Origin of the sequence: Streptomyces sp. NPDC088923 (genome assembly GCF_044749745.1) — a bacterium.
Lineage (GTDB): Bacteria > Actinomycetota > Actinomycetes > Streptomycetales > Streptomycetaceae > Streptomyces.
The window spans coordinates 240,332-260,906 of the sequence record NZ_JBIVIO010000003.1; the positions used below are offsets into that span (position 1 = coordinate 240,332).

At 74.6% G+C, this 20,575-nt stretch carries 20 protein-coding genes; 8 read left to right on the forward strand and 12 right to left on the reverse strand.

Features of this window, described 5'->3' with window-relative positions; all coding sequences use genetic code 11:
* Positions 1–4: 4 nt before the first annotated feature.
* The 5 genes from ACIP4O_RS16605 to ACIP4O_RS16625 all read left to right on the forward strand — a co-directional run bounded on the left by ACIP4O_RS16605 (position 5) and on the right by ACIP4O_RS16625 (position 6,636).
* Positions 5–2,194 carry an alpha/beta hydrolase family protein gene (locus ACIP4O_RS16605; protein ID WP_401575160.1) on the forward strand — a complete coding sequence of 730 codons (2,190 nt, stop codon included), beginning with the start codon at positions 5–7 and terminating at the stop codon, positions 2,192–2,194.
* Positions 2,191–3,219: an ABC transporter permease gene (locus tag ACIP4O_RS16610; protein WP_401575162.1), complete on the forward strand. Its 1,029-nt coding sequence runs from the start codon at positions 2,191–2,193 to the stop codon at positions 3,217–3,219. The genes ACIP4O_RS16605 and ACIP4O_RS16610 overlap by 4 nt, the downstream gene beginning before the upstream one ends.
* Positions 3,216–4,079, forward strand: coding sequence for an ABC transporter permease (locus ACIP4O_RS16615; protein WP_401575164.1), 864 nt, complete (start codon positions 3,216–3,218; stop codon positions 4,077–4,079). Before ACIP4O_RS16610 ends, ACIP4O_RS16615 begins: the two co-directional genes overlap by 4 nt.
* Positions 4,076–5,965 carry an ABC transporter ATP-binding protein gene (locus tag ACIP4O_RS16620; protein ID WP_401575166.1) on the forward strand — a complete coding sequence of 630 codons (1,890 nt, stop codon included), beginning with the start codon at positions 4,076–4,078 and terminating at the stop codon, positions 5,963–5,965. Before ACIP4O_RS16615 ends, ACIP4O_RS16620 begins: the two co-directional genes overlap by 4 nt.
* 134 nt (positions 5,966–6,099) lie before the next feature.
* A complete protein-coding gene (locus ACIP4O_RS16625) occupies positions 6,100–6,636 on the forward strand; it encodes a helix-turn-helix domain-containing protein (protein ID WP_401575167.1) in 537 nt (178 codons plus the stop codon).
* Here ACIP4O_RS16625 and ACIP4O_RS16630 read toward each other — a convergent pair whose 3' ends face one another.
* From ACIP4O_RS16630 to paaE, 4 genes are all read right to left on the reverse strand, one after another.
* A complete protein-coding gene (locus tag ACIP4O_RS16630; protein WP_401575168.1) occupies positions 6,637–7,761 on the reverse strand; it encodes an LLM class flavin-dependent oxidoreductase in 1,125 nt (374 codons plus the stop codon).
* Positions 7,762–7,891: 130 nt separating this feature from the next.
* Positions 7,892–8,002 carry a putative leader peptide gene (locus ACIP4O_RS16635; protein ID WP_361324137.1) on the reverse strand — a complete coding sequence of 37 codons (111 nt, stop codon included), beginning with the start codon at positions 8,000–8,002 and terminating at the stop codon, positions 7,892–7,894.
* Between the two features lie 101 nt (positions 8,003–8,103).
* Positions 8,104–8,826 (reverse strand): alpha/beta hydrolase, encoded by a 723-nt coding sequence (locus ACIP4O_RS16640; RefSeq protein WP_401575169.1) that lies wholly within the window; start codon positions 8,824–8,826, stop codon positions 8,104–8,106.
* 119 nt (positions 8,827–8,945) lie between these two features.
* Positions 8,946–10,055: a 1,2-phenylacetyl-CoA epoxidase subunit PaaE gene (gene paaE, locus ACIP4O_RS16645; RefSeq protein ID WP_401575170.1), complete on the reverse strand. Its 1,110-nt coding sequence runs from the start codon at positions 10,053–10,055 to the stop codon at positions 8,946–8,948.
* Between the two features lie 181 nt (positions 10,056–10,236).
* Here paaE and ACIP4O_RS16650 point away from each other — a divergent pair, with 181 nt between their 5' ends.
* Both ACIP4O_RS16650 and ACIP4O_RS16655 read left to right on the forward strand, forming a co-directional pair.
* Positions 10,237–10,476 (forward strand): DUF6480 family protein, encoded by a 240-nt coding sequence (locus tag ACIP4O_RS16650; RefSeq protein ID WP_401575171.1) that lies wholly within the window; start codon positions 10,237–10,239, stop codon positions 10,474–10,476.
* Positions 10,477–10,609: 133 nt separating this feature from the next.
* Positions 10,610–11,227: a hypothetical protein gene (locus ACIP4O_RS16655; RefSeq protein ID WP_401575172.1), complete on the forward strand. Its 618-nt coding sequence runs from the start codon at positions 10,610–10,612 to the stop codon at positions 11,225–11,227.
* 43 nt (positions 11,228–11,270) lie between these two features.
* On the opposite strand, the gene ACIP4O_RS16660 is transcribed toward ACIP4O_RS16655, so the two are convergent.
* Positions 11,271–11,591 (reverse strand): SCO4225 family membrane protein, encoded by a 321-nt coding sequence (locus ACIP4O_RS16660; protein WP_401575173.1) that lies wholly within the window; start codon positions 11,589–11,591, stop codon positions 11,271–11,273.
* 265 nt (positions 11,592–11,856) lie between these two features.
* Here ACIP4O_RS16660 and ACIP4O_RS16665 point away from each other — a divergent pair, with 265 nt between their 5' ends.
* Positions 11,857–12,681, forward strand: coding sequence for an SMP-30/gluconolactonase/LRE family protein (locus ACIP4O_RS16665; RefSeq protein WP_401575174.1), 825 nt, complete (start codon positions 11,857–11,859; stop codon positions 12,679–12,681).
* 71 nt (positions 12,682–12,752) lie between these two features.
* Here ACIP4O_RS16665 and ACIP4O_RS16670 read toward each other — a convergent pair whose 3' ends face one another.
* The 7 genes from ACIP4O_RS16670 to ACIP4O_RS16700 all read right to left on the reverse strand — a co-directional run bounded on the left by ACIP4O_RS16670 (position 12,753) and on the right by ACIP4O_RS16700 (position 20,545).
* A complete protein-coding gene (locus ACIP4O_RS16670; protein ID WP_401575175.1) occupies positions 12,753–13,787 on the reverse strand; it encodes a hydroxyacid dehydrogenase in 1,035 nt (344 codons plus the stop codon).
* Complete coding sequence (locus ACIP4O_RS16675) at positions 13,771–14,859, reverse strand: dihydrodipicolinate synthase family protein (protein ID WP_401575176.1); 1,089 nt, start codon at positions 14,857–14,859, stop codon at positions 13,771–13,773. Before ACIP4O_RS16675 ends, ACIP4O_RS16670 begins: the two co-directional genes overlap by 17 nt.
* Before the next feature lie 15 nt (positions 14,860–14,874).
* Entirely contained in the window at positions 14,875–15,912 is a 1,038-nt protein-coding gene (locus ACIP4O_RS16680) for an NAD-dependent epimerase/dehydratase family protein (protein ID WP_401575177.1), read from the reverse strand.
* Between the two features lie 11 nt (positions 15,913–15,923).
* Positions 15,924–16,883, reverse strand: coding sequence for a carbohydrate ABC transporter permease (locus ACIP4O_RS16685; RefSeq protein ID WP_401575178.1), 960 nt, complete (start codon positions 16,881–16,883; stop codon positions 15,924–15,926).
* A gap of 2 nt (positions 16,884–16,885) precedes the next feature.
* A complete protein-coding gene (locus ACIP4O_RS16690) occupies positions 16,886–17,797 on the reverse strand; it encodes a carbohydrate ABC transporter permease (RefSeq protein WP_401575179.1) in 912 nt (303 codons plus the stop codon).
* Between the two features lie 109 nt (positions 17,798–17,906).
* Positions 17,907–19,154 carry an extracellular solute-binding protein gene (locus ACIP4O_RS16695; protein ID WP_401575180.1) on the reverse strand — a complete coding sequence of 416 codons (1,248 nt, stop codon included), beginning with the start codon at positions 19,152–19,154 and terminating at the stop codon, positions 17,907–17,909.
* A gap of 89 nt (positions 19,155–19,243) precedes the next feature.
* Positions 19,244–20,545 carry a Gfo/Idh/MocA family protein gene (locus tag ACIP4O_RS16700; protein WP_401575181.1) on the reverse strand — a complete coding sequence of 434 codons (1,302 nt, stop codon included), beginning with the start codon at positions 20,543–20,545 and terminating at the stop codon, positions 19,244–19,246.
* Positions 20,546–20,575: the final 30 nt, after the last annotated feature.

Sequence of the window (20,575 nt, forward strand, 5' to 3'; positions counted from 1 at the left end):
CGTCATGCCCGGCCCCGCTCCCACCGCCACCGGCCCCGAGCGCCCCGCGCACCGCCTCGTGCGCCGGGTCCGCGCGGCCATGTCGCGGCTCGTGCAGCCGGGCGAGGCGCGGCTGCGCCCGGACGGCCGGGCCGTCGCCGTCTCCGCCTTCCACCCCGAGGGCCCCCGCGTCCACCTGCTCCCCGCCGACGCGGAGCCGACGCGGCCCACCCGCGCCGAGGACGGCATCCCCGGGTACGCCCCGCGCTGGATACCGGGCACCCCCGACCTGCTCCACCTCGCCGAACCGGCGAGCGGCGGCCCGGCCGGGATACGCCTGCGCACCGGGGACGGCACGAGCCGCCTCCTCGCACACGTCCCCGGCGAGGCAGAGGACCTGCTCGTCTCCGACGACGGCACCGAGGCGCTGCTCCTCGTCGCCCCGGACGGCGCCGAGCGCGACGGCATGCACCTCGGCCTCCCCGTACGCCTGCACCACGCGCCGGACCCCGAGCGGCACACCCCCGACGCGGGACACCGCACGCTGCACCTCCTCGACCTCGCCACCGGGAACCTGCGCGCGGTCGGCCCGGCGGGACTGACGGTGTGGAACGTCGCCTGGCGCGGCGGGGACCTCGCCGTCGCGACCGTCTCGGACGACCCGCTGCCCGCCGGCTACTACCGCGCCCGCTGCGCGGCCCTCGACCTCGCGCACGGCACCGCGCGCACCCTCCACAGCGCCGAAGGCCAGCTCGCGGCGCCCGCCCTGAGCCCCGACCGCCGCCACGCCGTCGTCGTCGAAGGCATCTCGATCGTCGCGGGACGCCCTGTGCTCCTGGATCTCGAAGCCGGTACGCGCACGACGCTCCCCGGCATCGAGGACACCACCTGGTGCGAACTCGCCGACGACGGCACCCTCCGCTTCGCCGGGCTCGCGGGGACCGGCGTCCGCGCCGGGACCCGTACCCCCGACGGCACCATCACCGTCCACCGCACGGAGGAGGCCGCGCTCACCGGGCCCGCCTACCAGCCCTTCCTCTCCTACGGCGCGGACGGCACCCTCGTCACCGCCGTGCGCGAGGCCCCCGGCACACCCCCCGAGGCCGTCATCGCGACGACCACAGGCCCGGACGCCTGGCGGTGGCGCCCCCTCACCCGACTCAACCCGGCGCAGGAGCAGGACCCCGCGCTCACCGCGCTGCGCAGCCGCCCGCACGCGTGGCAGGCACCGGACGGCACGACGATCCACGGCCTCCTGCTCGACACCCCGGACAGCGACGAAGGCCCCCGCCCGCTCGCCGTCCTCCTCCACGGCGGCCCCTCCTGGCAGTGGAGCAGCGGCTACGCGCCCGGCGACGTCCTCGGCCTCGGCCCCGCGCTCGCCGCCGCCGGACACCTCGTCCTGCTCCCCAACCCGCGCGGCAGCAGCGGCTACGGGCTCGACCACGCCCGCGCCGTCGTCGGCGACACGGGCGGCGCCGATCTCGACGACGTCCTCTCCGGCGTCCGCGACCTGCACGCGCGCGGCCTCGCCGATCCCGGCGCGAGTGCCGTCCTCGGCCACAGCTACGGCGGCTACCTCGCCGCCCTCGCCGCCGCCCGCAGCGCCCTCTTCACCAGCGCCGTCGTCGTCTCCGCACCCACCGACTGGTACAGCTTCCGGCACACCAGTGTCATCGGCGGCGGCTACGACGACACCTACCGCATCGGCCCCGGCCTCAGGGAACTCCACGAAGCCTCCGCCGTCGCCGCGCACGGCGGCCCGGGCACCCCGACCCTCCTCGTGCACGGACTCGCGGACCGCGTCACCCCGATCGGCCAGGCCCACGAGCTGTACCGGGTCCTCACGGCCGCCGGGAACGCGCCCGCCGAACTCCTCGTCTACCCCTGCGAGGGCCACGAGTTCACCGACCCCGAGCGGCTCGAAGACGCCGCCGGACGGGTCGAGGAGTGGCTCCACCAGTACTCCGCGCGCGGCGCGCACGCCGCCGCCCGCCGGACCGCCGCACCGGGGCGTCTCATCCCCCGTACCGCCCCGGGCGCGGCACCCGCCGTGCCGGGAGACACACTCCCCCGTACGTCTCCCGGCACGGCACCCTCCCGGCCCCCGGCGGGCCGGGCCCACGACGCCGTGCCGGAGGGTGGCATCCCCCGAACGCCCTCCGGCACGGCTTCCCCCACCTTCGGCGGTCCCGCCAGGGAACAGGAACGATGACGACACCCACCGCGCCCCGCCGCGCCCCCGTCCTGCCCGCGCGCTACGTCGTGCGCAGGACCGGCGGCACCCTCGTCCTGCTCCTCGTCCTCTCCGTCGCCGTCTTCGCCCTGCTCCAGCTCGCCCCCGGCGACCCCGCGCGCACCCTCCTCGGGCCGCGCGGAGCGACCCCCGAGGCGCTCGAAGCGGTCCGCGCCAAGAACCACCTGGACGACCCCTTCGTCACCCAGTACCTGCACTGGATCGGCGACGCCGTCCGGCTCGACCTCGGCGACTCGCTCCGCACCGGCGAGAGCGTCTCCTCGGCGATCGGCTCCCGCCTCGGCCTCACCGCCCAGCTCGTCGGCCTCGGCTTCGCCGTCGCCCTCGTCCTCGGCATCCCCGGCGGCATCGTCTCGGGGCTCCGCGCCCGCCGCGCCACCGACCGCACCCTCCAGGGCCTCGGCGTCATCGCCCTCTCCACCCCGGCCTTCGCGGGCTCCCTCGTCCTCATCTACGTCTTCGCGCTCATGCTCGGCTGGTTCCCCGCCTACGGCCCCGGCGACGGGGGCGCGGGCGACCGGCTCCAGCACCTCGTGCTGCCCGCGCTCGCCCTCGGCGTCGCCGTCACCGCCGTGCTCCTCAAGCTCACGCGCACCGCCGTCGTCGCCGAACTCGGCCGCGACCACGTCGTCTTCGCCCGCGCCAGGGGAGTGCCCCGCGCGACGCTCCTGCGGTACGTGCTGCGCGGCACCGTCGTGCCCGTCGTCACCTCGGCCGCCCTCGTCCTCGCGTACGTGCTCGCCGGAACCGTGATGGTCGAGGAGGTCTTCGCCCTCCCCGGCCTCGGCCAGCTCCTCGTCTCCTCCATCACCTTCCGCGACCTGCCCCTCGTCCAGGCCGAAGCGCTCCTCGTCGCCGGGACCGTCTGCCTCGTCACGCTCCTGACCGACCTCCTGCTCCCCCTCCTCGACGCGCGCCTGCGGGTGCCCGCCACGACCACCCGTCGCCGCACCGCCCCGCTCGGGACCGAGGCCGCCGCATGACCACCACCACAGCGCCGGCGCCCGTCCCGGCTCCCCCGAGGACCCGGCGCTCGCGGCCGCGCCCCTTCGGCCTCGTCCTCGGCGTCCTGCTCGCCCTCCTCGTCGCCATGGCGGCGCTCGGCCAGTGGGTCCTGCCGCACTGGGACGAGCAGGACCTCGTCACGGGCGTCGCGATGCCGAGCGGCGAACACTGGCTCGGCACCGACGAACTCGGCCGCGACATCCTCCAGATGTGCGTCGCGGGCGCCCGCTCCACACTCGTCGGCGCGGCACTCGTCGCGCTCGGCTCGATGGTCCTCGGCAACGTGCTCGGACTGCTCGGCGGCTACCTCGGCGGCTGGACCGACGCCCTCGTCCGCCGCTGGGCCGACCTCCTCCTCGCGCTGCCCGCGCTCCTCGTCACGCTCGTCGTCGCGGGCATCGGCGGCGGCGGATACGCCCTCGCGGTGTGCGTCCTGATCGTCCTCACCTCGCCGGGGGACATCCGCCTCGTGCGCTCGGCGGTCCTCGGCCAGCGCCACCTCGCCTACGTCGAGGCCGCCGAATCGCTCGGCCTGTCCCGTACCACCGTGATGGTCCGGCACATCTGGCCCAACGTACTGCCCGTCGTCGTCGCCAACACGCTCCTCAACTTCGCGGGCGCGATCGTCTCGCTCAGCGCGCTGTCCTTCCTCGGCCTCGGCGTCCCACCAGGGGCTCCCGACTGGGGCCGCATGCTCGCCGAGAACCGCACCCTGCTCTACGACAACCCCTCGGCCGCGCTCGCCCCCGCCGTCCTCGTCGTACTGGCCGCCCTCGTGCTCAACCTCCTCGGCGACCGGCTGCTCGAATCCTTCACCGACCGAGGCAGGTCCGCATGACCACCGCCGCCCCGCCCCTGCTCCACGTCACCAACCTCGGCGTCGCCGCCGCCCGCGCGCACGGCGCACCGCTCGCCCTCCTCGACTCCGTCGCCCTCGACGTCGCGCGCGGCGAGGCCGTCGCCGTCGTCGGCGAGTCCGGCAGCGGCAAGTCCCTCGCGAGCCGCGCCGTCACCGGACTCCTCCCCGAGGGCGTGTCCGTCACGGGCGGCACGGTCGCGCTCGACGGCGAGGACGTCCTCGCCCTCGGCCCGCTCGCCCGGCACGCCCTGCGCGGACGGCGCCTCACGCTGCTGCTCCAGGACCCGTTCACGATGCTGCACCCGCAGCTCACCTGCGGCCGCCAGATCGCCGACGGACTGCGCGAACACACCGGCCGGGGCCGCGCCGCCCGGGAGGCGCGCCGCGCCGAAGTCGCCCGCCGCCTCGTCGAGGTCGGCCTCGACGCCGCGCTCGCCGACCGCTACCCGCACGAATTGTCCGGCGGGATGCGCCAGCGCGTCGCCATCGCCGCCGCGCTCGCCGGCGATCCCGACCTGCTCATCGCGGACGAGCCGACGACCGCGCTCGACGCGGCGAGCCAGCGCGCCGTGCTCGACCTCCTCGGCCGCCTCGGCAAGGACAGGGGCATGGGCCTCGTCCTCGTCACGCACGACCTGCGCGTCGCCTTCGAGGTCTGCGACCGCGTCTACGTCTTCTACGCGGGCACCGTCCTCGAACACGGCCGGCCCGCCGACTTGCGCACCCGCCCCCGCCACCCCTACACCGCAGCCCTCCTCGCCGCCGAACCCTCCGTCCGCACCCGCAGGGAACCACTCCCCGCTCTCCCCGGCTTCGTCCCCGCCCCCGGCCACCGCGCCCCCGGCTGCCCCTTCGCACCCCGCTGCGCCCACGCCACGGACGTGTGCGGCACGGGACGGCTCGCGCTCGTCCCGGTGCCGGGCGCGGGAGAAGGGCGGCTGAGCGCGTGCGTACGGATCGACGAGCTGGTGCGGCAGGGGAACGTCGCTCCGGTGACGGACGACGCGACCGGCCCCGTACGGGACGAGACGACGCCCGCCGAACCCGAGGGGGCCGTCCTCGCGCTCGACGCCGTCAGCCGGACCTTCCCCGGAGCCGAACGGCCCGCCGTCGACGCGGTCTCGCTCTCCGTCGCGCCCGGCGAAGTCCTCGCGCTCGTCGGTGAGTCGGGCTCCGGCAAGACGACGCTCGCCCGGATCGCCCTCGGTCTGGAGAGCGCCGACACGGGCGCCGCGCGCGTCGGCGGCGTGACGCTCGCGCCGGGCGCCAGGCCGGGCGCGGCGACCCGGCGCGCGCTCGCCGCCGAGGCACAGATCGTCTTCCAGGACCCGTACGCCTCGCTCAACCCGCTGCGCACCCTCGGCGCGACGCTCGCCGAAGCACTCACCTCGCCCGCCGCGCGCGGCAAGGGCCCCGTCGGCAGGGCGGCCCGCGCGGCCGAGGTCGAGCGGCTCCTCGCGCAGGTCGGGCTGCCCACCGCCTACGCGAACCGCAGGCCCGCCGCGCTCTCCGGCGGCGAGCGGCAGCGCGTCGCGATCGCCCGCGCCCTCGCGACCAGGCCCCGGCTCCTCGTGTGCGACGAGGCCGTCGCCGCGCTCGACGTCTCCGTGCAGGCCCAGCTCCTCAACCTCCTGCGCGCACTCCAGCGCACGGAGGGTTTCGCGATCCTCTTCATCACCCACGACCTCGGCGTGGTCCGGCAGATCGCCGACCGGGTCGCCGTCATGTACCGGGGCGGGCTCGTCGAGGAGGGCGACACCGCGCGCGTACTCGACACGCCCGCGCACGCGTGGACGCGCAGGATGCTCGCCGCGCTGCCCGAGGAGCGGGACGTCCCCGCTCCGGCCAAAGAAGCCGCAGGCTGATGGCCCGCCACGGGCCCGATAGAGTGAGGCGGCCCCGCCCGGAGGAGGAGACGGTGAGCGGAACCACGGCAGCTTCGGCCCCCAGGGCGCCGCGCGCCCGGAGCGGCGCGGAAGCCCCAGGGACCGTCGCGGGCGTGCGCTCCGCGCTGGCGGGGAACCTCGGCAGGCTCCGCCTGGCCCGGGGCCTGAGCCTGCGCGAACTCTCCGCGACCACGGGCGTCAGCAAGGCGCTGCTCTCCCAGATCGAGCGCGCCGAGGCGAACCCGACCGTCGAAGTCCTCGTCCGGGTCGCGGAAGCACTCGACACGAGCAGCGCCGAACTGTTGCGCCGCCCGCTGCCCCGCCCCGAGATCGTGCGCGCCGCCGAACTCGCCGTGCCGGACGACGAGATCTCGGTGCACCTCCTCTTCTCCAGCCACGAGCACGGCAGGACCGAGCTGTACCGCACGGCCCTGCCGTCGCGCAGCCGCAGCCAGGCCAGTACGCACGGCACGGGGTCCGTCGAGTACGTGATGGTGGTCTGCGGACACGTCACGCTCGTCGCCGACGAGACCCCGTACCCCCTCGCCCCCGGCGACGCGGCCCGCTTCTCGGGCGCCGTCGAGCACTACTACACGACCGGTGCCGAGCGCGCGGTGACGCACTCGATGCTGGGGTACCCGCGCGCCTGACTAGGAGCGCGCGTGGACCGGTCGCCCCACGGGGGACTCCCACAGCCCCCGGCGCTCCAGGAGCGGCAGCACTCCTTCGCCGAACCAGTACGCCTCCTCCAGGTGCGGGTAACCGGAGAGAACGAACTCGTCGATCCCCACGGCGTGGTACTCCTCAACGAGCCGCGCCACCTCCTCGTGCGAGCCGACCATCGCGGTGCCCGCGCCGCCCCGGACGAGTCCGACACCCGCCCACAGGTTCGGGTGGATCTCCAGTGCGTCGCGCCGCCCGCCGTGCAGCGCGAGCATGCGCCGCTGCCCCTCCGACTCGCTGCGCCCCAGCCCCCGCTGGACGTCCTCGACGAGCTTCTCGTCGATCCCGTCGAGCAGCCGCGCCGCCTCCGCCCACGCGTCCGCCGAGCGGTCCCGCGTGATCGTGTGCAGCCGGACGCCGAAGCGCACCTCACGCCCTTCGCGGGCCGCCAACTCCCTTACCGCGCCGATCTTCTCCGCGACGGCGGCGGGCGGCTCGCCCCACGTCAGGTACACGTCCGCGTGCCGCGCCGCGACGCGCAGCGCGGCGGGTGAGGAGCCGCCGAAGTACACGGGCGGCACGGGCTCGGGGAGCCGCCCGAGGCGCGCGCCCTCGACCCTGAGGTGCTCCCCGGCGTGGTCCACGATCTCCCCGCGCCACAACTTCCGTACGACGTGCAGGAACTCGTCCGTACGCGCATAGCGGCCCTCCTTGTCGAGGAAGTCCCCGAACGCGCGTTGCTCGGCGCTCTCGCCGCCGGTCACGACGTTGAGCAGCAGCCGCCCGCCCGATTGCCACTGGTAGGAGGCGGCCATCTGGGCGGCGAGCGTCGGTGAGAGCGCGCCGGGCCGGAAGGCGACGAGGAACTTGAGGCGCTCGGTGTGCCGACTGATCATCGCCGTCGTGAGCCAGGCGTCCTCGCACCACGTGCCGGTCGGCGTCAACGCGCCCTCGAAGCCCAGCTGTTCGGCGGCGCGCGCGATGAGGCTCAAGTACTCGACGGACGGTGGCCGGTCGCCGCCGCTCGCGGTCACGGGGGTGCCGTGGCCGCCGCCCACGACCTCGCGGCTGTCGCCGTTGGTGGGCAGGAACCAGTGGAAGGTCAAGGACACGGGAAAGCTCCGTTCGGCACGGGGGACCCGCCGGGGCGTGCGGGCAGGAGCACGGCGCGCGCGGGCTCGGTGGGGCGCGACGGGACGCCGTACGGGGGAGGGGGAGGGGCGGTACGGGGTGGGGCGCCGCTCAGCGCGTGCGGCCTGTGCGCATACCACCCGTGGTGGAGCGACACGCCGCGCTCGACACCCGGGAGAGGTCCACGTGGCGACGCCGCGTCAGAACCGTGCGCTGATCCATGCCCCGATCCAAACGGCGCCCGGCGGGGGGTGTCAAGAGGGCCCCCGCCGCCGCGGACCGCCGCCGCGGGGGCCCATCACCGCCCGCGTGCTTCCCGCCGCTCAGCCCGTCCTCGCCGCGCGCCCCGCGCCCACCGCGACCGGCTCGGGCGCCGTGAATCCTTCCGCGACCTCCGGCGGCAGTGGGCCCGCGCCGAGCAGCCCGGTCACCGCGCCGACCGCGAGCCGCCGCCACGCCCCCGCGTACCGCAGCATCGTGTGCTCGCCGCCGGTCAGCCGCACGCCCGAGGCCCGCGCCCCCGCCTCGCGGGCCCGCGCGAGCAGCCGCCAGGAGGCCTCGGGCGCGGTGACGCGATCCTGGTCGCCGTGGAGGATGACGAGTTCACGGCCCGCGAGCTGGGCGACCGGCTCGTCCTCGGGGCACCACGGGGCGAGCGCCACGACACCGTGCACGGTGGGGTGTCCTGCCGCGCGCAGAGCGGCGCGCCCGCCCATCGAGTGCCCCAGCAGCACGACGGGGCGGCCACCGTCGCGCGCGGCGAGGGCGTCGAGCGCGAGCAGGGTGTCCTGGAGCGGGTCGGCGGCGCTGCCGTTCCAGCCCCGGTAGCGGTAGCGCACCGGGACGACCTCCGCGGTACGGCTCGGCAGGGCGCGTCGCAGCGCCGTCGCGAACGGCCGCATGCGCAGCGCGGCCGGCTGCCAGGGCCGCGCCGGCTCCCGCCCCTCGGCCTTCCCCCCGTGCAGCACCACGACGGTGCACCGCCCGCTCCCGGGCGCCTCCCCGCCCCGCCCCGACGCGCCGCGTCCCGCTTCCCTGTCCGACACCTTCGTCCCCTTTCCGTCCGCCCGGACCCTACCGGGCTGATCCGTGGCCAAAGGTCCGGTGGACGGCTCGGGAATGTCGCGCCCCGATTGGCCGGGGCGGCGGGTCCGGCCGGGGGTGCTCAGCTGTCGTAGTCGACGGTCAGCTTCTCGGAGACGGGGAAGGTCTGGCACGTCAGCACGTACCCGGCCGCGACCTCGTTCTCCTCCAGGGCGAAGTTGCGGCGCATGTCCGCCTCGCCCTCGGTGACGAGCGCGCGGCACGTGCCGCAGACGCCGCCCTTGCAGGCGAAGGGCAGGTCCGAGCGGGTGGCCTGGGCGCCGTCGAGGAGGGTGCGGTCGCGCGGCAGCGCATCGGTCGTGGAGCGGCCGTCGAGGATGACGGTGACCTCGCTCGCGGGGCCGTCGCCGGTGGCGGCGCGGTCCGGGCGGACGGACGGGGTGACGGGCTCGCCGTCGGCGAAGAACAGCTCCTGGTGCACGCGCGCGGCCGGGACGCCGAGCCCGTCGAGCACGTCGCGCGCGTCGGTGACCATGCCGTGCGGACCGCACAGCCACCAGTGGTCCGCCGCCTCGACATCCACGAGCGCGGCGACGAGGGCCGCGAGGCGTCCGGCGTCCAGCCGGCCGCTGAGCAGTTCCGCCTCGCGCGGCTCGCGCGAGAGCACGTGCGCCAGCTCGAAGCGCGTCGGGTAGCGGTCCTTCAGGTCGGCCAGTTCGTCGGCGAACATCACGGTGCCCGAGCGCCGGTTCCCGTAAAAGAGCGTGACGCGCGAGTCCTCGTCGGCGCCGAGCACGGAAGCGGCGATGGAGAGCATCGGCGTGATCCCGGAGCCCGCGGCGATGAGCACGTGGTGCCCGGGCGTCGTGAGGTCGGGCGTGAAGAGGCCGGTCGGGGACATGACCTCGACCTCATCGCCCTCCCGCACCTCGTGGACGAGCCACGAGGAGAAGAGGCCGCCGGGCACCTCGCGCACTCCGATGCGGGGCGTGGTCCCGGCCGGGGAGCAGATCGAGTACGAGCGCCGCTCGTCGCCGCTGCCCACCTCGCGGCGCAGGGTCAGCGACTGCCCCGGACGGTGCGCGTACTGCTCGGCGAGTTCCTCGGGGATGTCGAAGCCGACCGCGACGGCGTCCTCGCACAGCCGCTCCACCTGGGCGACGCGGAGCGTGTGGAAGCTGGGGCGGCGCCGTGCGGACGGGCGCGCGCCCTCTACGGGGGTCGCGGTCATGTCGTACTCCTCAACATCTACCGACCGTTCGTTCGGGAGTAGATTTCCAAAGATTCCCACGGGGTGCAAGCCCCGACCGGTGCGGCACGCGCCACTCGGTGCCGGGCGGCTCGGGAGTATCGCGGAGGATTAAACGCACAAATGGGGCTTACGGGGCATGCGGGGCGGGCATCCCGCACGCATGAGTACTTACGTGACTCCCGTGTCCAACACCGACGCCGATCCGAGCTTCACGACGGGCCTCGAACCGGGCGGCGGCGTGCCCCCGGGCGAGACCCCGCCCGCCGAGAGCAGCACCTCGGAGGCGGGCCCCTGGAAGGACCCGGCCCGCGGCTGGACCGCCGCCCCGCTCATCGCGGTCGGGGTGCTCGTGCTGTTCTTCGCGGGGTTCTTCCTCGCGTACGCGGTGCTGATCCCGTGACCGAACCCGTGCGTCCGGTCCCGTAGACCGCCCGGAATCACTCCGTCGGGTGGTTTGAGGGGCTTTTGGCAACGGGCTGCGGTGCCCACCCGTCGTACGGAGCGGGAAGACCGTACGACCAGGGGGACACCGCATGACCCGCACCTTCACCCGGCCGCGCCGGCTCTGGCGCACCGCCCTCGCCCTTCTCGCGCTTACCGCGGGCGGACTGCTCGGCGCCGCGCCGGCCTTCGCGCAGAGCGCGGGCCCGCACTACCTGACCGCGGGCGAGCTGCCCCCGCACCCCTCCTCGCGCTGGTACGCGGGGCCGGTCACGGCCGGGCGCCCCGACCCGCTGCCCCTGTGCGGCGGCGAGACCCTGCCATCGACCGCGAGCCACCGTGCCTTCCGCACCGACGTCGACGCCCGCGCCCTTCAGGTCGTCGTCGTGGAGCGCGACGAGCGGCGTGCCGCCGACTATGCGGAAGTGCTCCGCCGCAGCCTCGCGCGCTGCGCGGAGCACGCGGCCGAGGACCCCGACGTCACCGCGGAGCGGAAGTCCTACGGAAGGCTCGACGTCGAGGAGGGCGCCCACGTCTACGGGCTGCACACGGTCACGCGCGGGGGCGCCTCCGACGTCTCGCTGTGGGCGGTGGGCCGCGACGGGCGCACGGTCACGCTCGTGGAGTGGGCCCAGCTCGGCGCCTTCGACTCCGCGCCCGTCAAGGCGTTCCAGCGCACGACGGTGACGGCGGTGAACAAGCTGTACTGAGGCCGACGGCTCCCGGCCGCGCGGGGCGCGAGCGCGTACGGCCTCAGGCGGCCCGCGATTGCGAACGGCCGCGCCCGCCGAACCGCTCCGCGAGCACCCCGAGCACCAGGGCGTTCACGAGGGCGCCGACGACGGGCCCGATCCAGAACAGCGCGGTCGGCAGCGCCGCGAAGGCCAGTGAGACGGGAGCGGTCGAGAAGAAGATCCACACACCCGCCATGCTCGCGTCGGCGTGCGCGACGAGGTAGTGGTCCGCGAGCACCCAGCAGACCACGGCGGCGACGAGCGCCAGGTAGGCGAGCGGCAGCGGGCGCAGGAGCAGGCGACGGGCGGTCGCGACGAGGGAGCGCGGGGACGTGGTCATGAGCGTGGCCTTTCGGTGACCGGGATGTCCGTACGGGACGGGGCCCTCCGCGTGGGACGGGCCGTCCGTACGGGACGAGGTGACTCCTCAAGACTCGCCACGCGCGCCGCCGCGCGCCTCCGTGGTCGTACTCAGCCCCGCCCTGGGTACCCATGCCGCACGGCCTGAGTGATCATGGGTATCGTCCGCCGCGGACGGCCCCATGAAGGGGGCCGCACGGCGGACGTGAGGGGTACGGGTGCGCGCGGAGCGGTGGAGCGAGGTGGTGACCCATCACGGCGAGGGGCCGGGCTGGGACCCGGCGGCGGGCAGGCTGCGGATCGTCGATCTGACGCGCGGCGACCTGCTCACCTTCGACGGCGCGGCGAGGCCCGAGCGGCTGCACCTCGGCGATGTGCTCGCCGCGTGGCGCCCCCGCGCCGGCGGCGGGATCGTCGCGGCCGTCGAGCGCGGCTTCACGCGCGTGGACCCGGACGGGACGGTGCGTCCCGGGCCCGCACTGTGGAGCGACCCGACGGTGCGGATGAACGACGGCGGCTGCGACCCGGCGGGCAGCTTCTACTGCGGCTCGATGGCCCACGACGCCAGGCGCGGCGCGGGCAGCGTGCACCGGCTCGCCCCGGACGGCACCACGAGCGTCGTGCACCGGAACGCCACGATCTCCAACGGCCTCGTCTGGGCACCGGACGGCAGCGAGGCCCACTACGCCGACACCGGCACCGGTACTGTCTTCCGCCTCCACCCCGACCCGGTCACCGGCGACTTCGGCCCGCTGGAGCCGTGGGTGCGGATCGACCCGACGGACGGCGGTCCCGACGGGATCACCCGCGATGCCGAGGGCGGCATCTGGATCGCTCTGTGGGGCGGGCACGCGGTCCGCCGCTACGCCCCGGACGGGACGCTCGACGCCGTGGTCGACGTCGGCGCCCGCCAGGTCAGCGCCTGCGCCTTCGGCGGCCCCGGCTACCGCGAGCTGTACATCACCACCTCGCGCCAGGACCTCGCCCCGCACGAGGACCCCGCCGCGGGCGCGGTGTTCCGCGCCGAGCCCGGCGTGCGCGGACTGCCCCCGCTCCCGTACGCGGGCTGAGCGGACCGGGGGAGGGGGCCGCGAGACGTGCCCCGTACGGGCACCGCTCACCCGATCCGTACGGGCACCGCTCACTCGACCCGTACGAGCGCCTCGGGTCCCACCGCGTGCCGCAGTGGCTCGCCCGCGAGGTACCTGGCGATCTCGGCGACGGTGCTCGTGCCGAGCGCGTGCCTGCCCTCGACGGTCGCCGCCGCCTGGTGCGGAGTCAGCAGGACGTTCGGCAGCGCGCGCAAGGGGTGGTCCACGGGCAGCGGCTCCGCGTCGTACACGTCGAGTGCCGCGTCGAGCCGCCCCCCGCGCACCTCGGCGAGCAGTGCCGCCTCGTCGACGAGCCACGAGCGGGCGGTGTTGACGAGCCCCGCGCCGTCCGGGAGCAGGGCGAGTTCCCGCGCGCCGAGCAGGTGGCGCGTCTCGGGCACGGCAGGGGCGTGCAGCGCGAGGACGCGGCTCGTGCGCAGCACCTCGTCGAGCGGCGCGCGGCGCACGCCGAGCCGCTCCGCGTCCTTGGCGCCGAGGTACGGGTCGTGCGCCGTCACCTCGGCGCCGAGCGCCCGTACGAGCGCGATGTAGGCCCGGCCCGTGCGCGAGGCCCCGACGACCCCGATCGGGCAGCCGAGGATCTCGTGCCGCTCCGGCGCCCGTGAAGCCTCCTCCCACGGCGCCCCGGAGCGCAGCGCGTGGTCGAAGCGGTGCACGCGGTGCAGGAGGTTCAGCGTGAAGGTGAGCGCGACCTCCGCGACCGGCCGCGCCATCGCGCCGCCCGCCTGCGTCACCTTCACCCCGCGCGCGAACACCTCGGGCCCCGCGTACGGGCTCACCGCCCCGCCCGTGTGCGCGAGGAGCCCCAACTCGGGTGCCAAGGCCAGTAGTTCGTCATCCATCTTGGGGGTTCCCCAGGAGGTGACGAGGACGTGCGGGCGGGCCGTGCGCAGGACGCGGGCAAGCTCCGTACGGTCGCCGTGGGCGTCCACGAGCGTCGGCTCGGCGAGTGCGGAGAGCCGGTCCCACGCCGCCGCCGTGAACAGTCGCGCGCGCAGCGCGGGCGGCACGGCGACGACGACGCGGGGGCGGCTCCCCGACGCCGACTCAGCGGAGCCAGTCATCGAGGTGCTCCGCGACGAAGGCGTCGTCCGTCAGCCAGGGATACGTCTTCACGACCCGGGCGATCTCCTCCGCCTGCCCCGGTGAGAGCCCCTCGTCCACGTCCAGGCACCACGTCCCGGCGAGCAGCCCTTGACGGCGCAGCACCTCGTGCACCCCGGCGACGCAGCCCCGGAAGTCGTAGCGCACGTCGAAGACGGCCGCGTTGGACTCCGTCACCTGCGGGCCGCGTGCGAGGAGTTCGGTGAGCAGCGCGTGATCGCCCGCGCGGGCCCGCCGTACCTCGTGGAAGAGCCGGACGGCGGCGCGGGTCCACACCGCCCAGTGCCCGAGCAGCCCGCCCGCGAACCACCGTTCGCCCTCCGCCGTGCCGTACGGCGTCAGGAGGTCCTGCACGATCGCGTCGTCGTTGCCGGTGTAGAGCGCGACCTCGCCCGCGCGTCCCGAGGCGGCGACGGCCGCGACGACGTCGGCGGTGCGGTAGCGGTCGAAGGGCGCCGTCTTGATCGCGACGACGGACTCGATCTCGGCGAGCGCGCTCCAGTAGGCGGGGGACAGTCGCCTGCCGCCCACCGCCTCCTGGAGGTAGAAGCCGATGACGGGCAGCACCTCGCCCACGGCCCGCGTGCGCTCCAGGAGCCCGGCCTCGTCGGCGCCGGGCACGAGCGGGCTCAGCAGCACGGCGTCGTACCCGAGTTCGCGCGCGAGTTCCGCCTCGGCGACGGCCTGCCGCGTGTAGCCGCAGGCGCCCGCGATCCGCACGAAGGGCGCGGCGGCCTCCTCGGGCGGGCGCAGGCGGGCGGCCTCCTCGTCGACGACCTCGGAGGCGAGTTCGAGTACGGGGCGCAGCAGGCCGACGGAGGGCTCGCGGATCGCGAACTGCGTCGTGTGCACCCCGACCGCGACGCCGCCCGCCCCGGCGGCGAGGTAGTAGCGGGTGAGGGCGCGCTGCCTGCGCTCGTCGAGGCGGCGGTCCGCGTCGAGCGCGAGCGGGTGGGCGGGGACGACCGTGCCGGCGGCGAGCGTGTCGAGCGGCGTGGGGGCGAGCGGGGAGAGCGGTGTGGGGGAGGGCATTGCGGGCACCGGTGATCAGAACCTTCCGTCGCGGACCTGGAACTTGGTGGGCTTGCCCGAGAGCGGCAGCCCGCGCCGCAGCCACTCGGCCTGCCAGCCGACGAGCGTGCGCAGCGGCACAGCCGGGTAGCCGAACAGCGCGTGGCACCGCGAGGCGTCCGAGAGCAGCGCCGTGCCGGACTCCGTACCGGCGTACGCGGGCTCGGTCCCGAACTCGGCGGCGAGGAGCGCGGCGAGGCGGCGCACCGAGGCGGTCTCGGGGCCGGTGAGGTTGAGCGTGAAGGGCTCGCGCGCGGCGTGGGCGAGGGAGCGCAGCGCGACCTCGTTCGCGTAGCCCTGCCACACGACGTTGACATGTCCCGTCGTCACGTCCACCGGGCTGCCCGCGCGCACCGCCGTCGCGAGGTCGGCGAGGACCCCGTACCGCAGGTCGACGGCGTAGTTCAGCCGGATCAGCGCGAGCCGCAGCCCGTGCTCCCGGGCGTGGTGGGTGAAGACGCGCTCGCGGCCCAGGCACGACATCGCGTACTCGCCTACCGGGCCCACCGGGTCGCTCTCGACGCTGCCCGCCGAGGCGGTGGGGACGAGCGGGTAGACGTTCCCGGTCGAGAAGGCGCTGATCCGCGCGGCGGCGTAGCGGCGCGCGATCCGGTCGGGGAGCGCGGCATTGACGGCCCACGCGTGGTCGGGCCGCCCGGCCGAGCCGAACTTCGCGCCGACCATGAAGACGACGTTCCCGGCGTCGGGGAGGTCGGCGGGGTCGCCCGCCATCAAATCGAAGGCGACGGGCCTGACGTTCTCGGCGGCGAGCGCGTCGGCCGCCGCGCGGTCGCTCCACCGCGAGACCGCGTGCACGGTGACGTCCGCGCGTCCAGCGGCGTCGAGCCCGCGGCGCGCGAGCCGGGCGAGGCTCGGGCCCATCTTGCCGCCCGCGCCGAGCAGGACGAGATCGCCCTCCAGGCCCGCGAGATCGGCGACGAGGCCGGGGGAGGGAGTGGCGAGGAGGTCTTTGAGACCCTTCTCGTCCCCGGGGAAGGAAAGAGTGGTGGACATGGGGGTGCGGGTCATCCCTTCACGGCCGAACCGGTGACGCCCTCGGTGAAGTACCGCTGGCCCACCAGGTAGGCGCTGAAGATCGGAACGAAAGCGACGACGGAACCGGCGAGTACCTGGTTGAGCGGCACCTGTTGCTGCTGGAGCGAGGCGATGCCCACGGTGAGCGTGCGCATGTCCGTGGACTGGCCGATGATGAGCGGCCACAGGAAGTCGTTCCAGTGCCACAGGAAGACGAAGGTGCCGAGCGTCGCGAGGATGGGCTTGAGGAGCGGCAGCACGATCCGGAAGAAGATCTGGAGCTCCGAGCAGCCGTCGAGACGGGCCGCCTCGAACAGCTCGTCGGGCAGCCCCATGATGAACTGCCGCATGAGGAACACGGCTTGGGCGTTGGCGAGGGTCGGCAGGATGAGACCCCAGTAGGTGTCCACGCCGCCGAGCTTCGCGATGAGGATGAAGGTCGGGATCATCGTGACGTGGTACGGGACCATGACCATCGACAGGAACGACCAGAACATCGTCTCGCGCCCGGGGAAGCGCTTCTTCGCGAAGGCGTACCCGGCGAGCGCCGAGAGCACGAGCACCCCGACGACCGAGACGACGGAGTACACGAGGGTGTTGAGCAGCCAGCGCGGCACGTCCTGCGAGCCGAGCACGTCCCCGTACGCGCCGCCGTGCAGCGGCCACGGCGCGAGGCTGCCCGGCAGGTCGACGGCTCCCTCGGGCTTCAGCGAGAGCACGACCATCGCGTAGAACGGGAAGATCGTGAGGAGCGCGGCGACGACGAGCAGCACCCCGCGCAGCACCTTGCCCCGGCGGCGCATCCGCAGCGCGGCGGGCAGCGTCTCGTACGGCTTGGGCTCGCGCGGGCGTTTTCCGGCGGACGACCGGGCGGGCTTCCCGAGGGAACCCCTGGCGGCCTCCCGCCCTGAATCCGCAGCGGTACGGGGCAGTTCGGCGGTGTCGCTCATCGTCAGCTCTCCTTTCCGATGACCAGCCGCTGGACGGCCGCGACCACGAGGGTCAGGACGAACAGGACGCAGCCGATCGCGCTGGCGTAGCCGAGGTCGAAGTACTTGAAGCCGGCGTCGTAGAGCTGGAAGACGAGGCTGTAGCTCGCGTTCGCCGGGCCGCCGCCGGTCATCATGTAGACCGCGTCGAAGACCTGGAAGCTCGCGGTGGTCTCGATGACCGCGAGGAAGAAGAAGGAGCCCTTGAGCTGCGGCGCGACGATGTACCGGAACCGTTTCCAGGGCCCGGCCCCGTCCACGAGGGCCGCCTCCTCCAGTTCGCGCGGCACCTCCTGGAGGCGCGCGAGGAGGATGAGCATCCCGTACCCGCAACGCGACCAGACGCCGACGATCGCGAGCGCGGGCAGTACGAGCGCGGAATCCGCGAGCCACGACTGATCGGGCAGTCCGAGGAAGCCCATGACCTTCGACCACGGGCCGTCCGAGGAGAAGATCCACAGGAAGACCGTCGAGGCGAGGATGAGGCTCGTGACGACCGGCAGGAAGAAGACGGAGCGGAAGAGCTTCGAGCCCCGGAACGCGCGGCGGGTCAGGAGCGCGAGGCCGAGCGAGGCGGCGATCGTGACGGGCACGGCCATGACCGTGTAGACGACGGTGACCTTGAGGGCCGACCAGAAGAGCGGGTCGTGCACCAGCCGGTCGAAGTTGTCGAGCCCGGTGAAGTGCGTGTCCTGGCCGAGGGTGTAGTCGGTGAAGCCGAGCAGCAGGCCCGCGATGCCGGGCCCGAAGCGGAAGGCGAGGAAGAGGAGGAGAGCGGGCAGGACGAAGAGCAGACCGATCCTGGCCTCGCGCCGGGCGTGCGGCCCGCGCCGGGGCCGGCCGGTGGGGTGAGGGCGTTCCGCGAGAGCGGACACGGGACCTCCTTCGGGGTGGTGCGGACGCCGCGCGGGGGCGGCGCGAGGGGTGGGGGAGCGGGGGCGTCGGGGCGCGCTCGCCCGACCCCCTCCGGTACGGCGCTCCGGCTCAGCGCTTGCGCGCGATGACCTGGTCCGCGGCCTTCGCCGCCGCGTCGAGCGCGTCCTTCGGGCACTTCTTGCCCAGCAGCGCGGCCTGGATCTCCGGCGCGAGCGAGCCCATGACGTCGCGCGCGGCGGTCGCGAGCGGGCCGACCTTGGTGGTGTCGAGCGCCTTCGCGGTCTCCTGCTGGCGCGCGTCGCCGGGGTAGAGGTCGCTCGCGTCCTCGCGGGTCGGGAAGTAGCCGCCAGGCTTCTGGAGTCCCGCGCTGTTCTTCGCCCAGCTCACGAAGCTCACCCACTTCCCCGCGGCCTTCGTGTCGCCGCCCTTGAAGACCGCGAGGGTGCCCACGGTGCCGTACGCGGCGCTCGTGTCGGCGCTGAGCGGCTGCCGGACGACGATGTTGTCCTCGCCCCAGAAGGGCGCGACCTCGGCGGCCGTGTTCTGCCACGTGCACGCGACCTTGTTCTTGGCGAGGTCGGTCTGCTCCATCTTCGGCGTCGAGGTGACGAGGTCCTTCGGCGTCCACCCCTTCTCGACGTAACGGCGCAGCCAGCTCAGTGCCTTGACGCCGGCCGCGCTGTCGAAGGCGACGCTCTTGTTGTCCTTCGCGAAGACGTCCCCGCCCGCTTGCCAGAGCAGCGGGTAGAAGGTCATGTTGAGCGTCGCGGTCGTGTCGCCGCTGTAGCTCGTCGCGTAGTAGCCCTTCGCCTTGAGCTTCGGCGCGAGCGCGTTGAGGTCGTCCCACGTGCTCGGGTACTGGTCCGCGAGCCCGGCGGCCTCGAAGACCTTCTTGTCGCACAGCAGCGGGTACGCGGACATGAGGACCGGCGTCGCGAGGGCCTTGCCGTCCACGGTCACGGCCTCGCGCGCCGCCGGGCGGAGCGCCTTCGCGTCGGCGGCGGGCAGGTACTCGTCGGCGGGGACCAGGTTGCGCTGGTAGGCGGCGAGCTGGTCGGGGATGAGATAGGCGACGTCGGGGCCCTTGTTCGCGGAGAGCGCGGTGGCGAGGGAGGTGTCGCGGTTGGCCCAGGGATAGGTGGAGACCTTGACGTCGATGTCGGGGTTCTTCTTCTCGAACTCCTTCACCAGGCCGTCCCAGTATGCCTTGTTGGCCTTCTCGTCGGTGATGACGGGGTAGACCCAGGCGTTGACGGTGCCCTTGCCCGAGCCCCCGCTGCCCGAACCGCAGGCGGCGGTCGCCGCGAGGGTCGTGAGGGCGAGGGCGGTACAGGCGAGGCTGCGGCGGATTCTCATGGTGGTGTTCTCCAGGCGGTACGGGGGAGGGGGCGGCGTTCGGCGGTGCGGGGCGCGGGGGGTTCAGCGAGAGGCTTCAGCGGGGAGGTTCAGCGGGCGGGGACCTGCTCGACGGTCCCGCGGTGGCGGGAGCGTTCCGCGGCGAACGCCGCGAGGTGCGAGCCGAGCGAGTCGAGGGGGCCCGAGCGGATGCGGGAGAGGTCGCCGGTGGCGAGCGCGTCGACGAAGGAGGCGATGAGGACGGTGTCGCCACCGCCGTGCCCCTCGGCGGCGTTCGAGCCGGTCGCCTCCGTCTCGTGGACGGTGACGGTGTCGTCGCGGAAGTCGTGCACGGTGACGCGCTCGCCGTCGCCGCGCAGCCAGCCGTGGCTTCCGAAGATCCGGGTCTGGCGGTGCGTCTGCTCGGTGAAGGCGCTCATCGTGAAGGTCCCGGTGATCCCGCCGGAGAGCCGCATCGCGACGACCTGGTTGTCGACCACGTCGTTGTCCGCGTGGTAGACGCACCGCCCGTACGGGCCCGAGCGCAGCGCCTCGGTGAGCACCGCCTCGTCCTCCGGCCCGTGCGCGCGGTCGGTGACGTGGCTGACGGGCCACGCGCCGCCGGTCTTCCGCAGTGCCGGGTAGTAGAGCTTGCGCGCCGAGTACGGGCACGCGGACTCGACCGCCTCGGGGCAGGCGAGGCACGTGCTCGCCGCGTTCTCGGGGGCGTTCTCGGGGCGGAAGTGGGCGAGCGAGCCGAAGCTCGCCACGGTTTCGATGCGGCGGCCCGTCACGTAGGCGATCCAGTCGAGGTCGTGGCTCGACTTGGCGAGGATCATCGGGGACGACGCGGCCTCGCTGTGCCAGGGGCCGCGCACGTAGCTGTGCGCGTAGTGCCACCAGCCGACCGGTTCCAGGTGCTCGATCCCGGTGACCGTGCCGAGCACCCCGCTGTCCACGACGCCCTTCACGAGGTCGGTGTACGGCGTGTACCGCAGGACGTGGCACACGGCGAAGGGCACCCCGGTGCCGAGGACCCCTTCGACGAGGCGGCGGGTCTCCTCCTCACCCGGCGCGAGGGGCTTCTCGGTGAGCAGCGCGTACCCGGCGCGGGCGAGCGCGAGGACGGGCTCGACGTGGTCCCTGTCCTGCGTGCACACGAGCACCGCGTCCGCGATCCGCTCGCCGTCGGGGCCCGGCAGCAGCCCCCGCCAGTCGTCGAACTCCGCGACGGGCCCCGCCGCGCCCGCCGCCGCACGGGCCCGCGCGGCGGGCAGCGGGTCGGCGACGGCGACGAGCCGGGCCCGCCCGGGATGCGCGTTGATCCAGTCGGTGTACGTCAGGCCGCGGTTGCCCGCGCCGGCGAGCGCGATACGCACGGGCCCTGCGGTGCTGCGGAGTGGAGCAGTCATGGTGAGGTGTCCTCGCGGTACGGGGTGGTG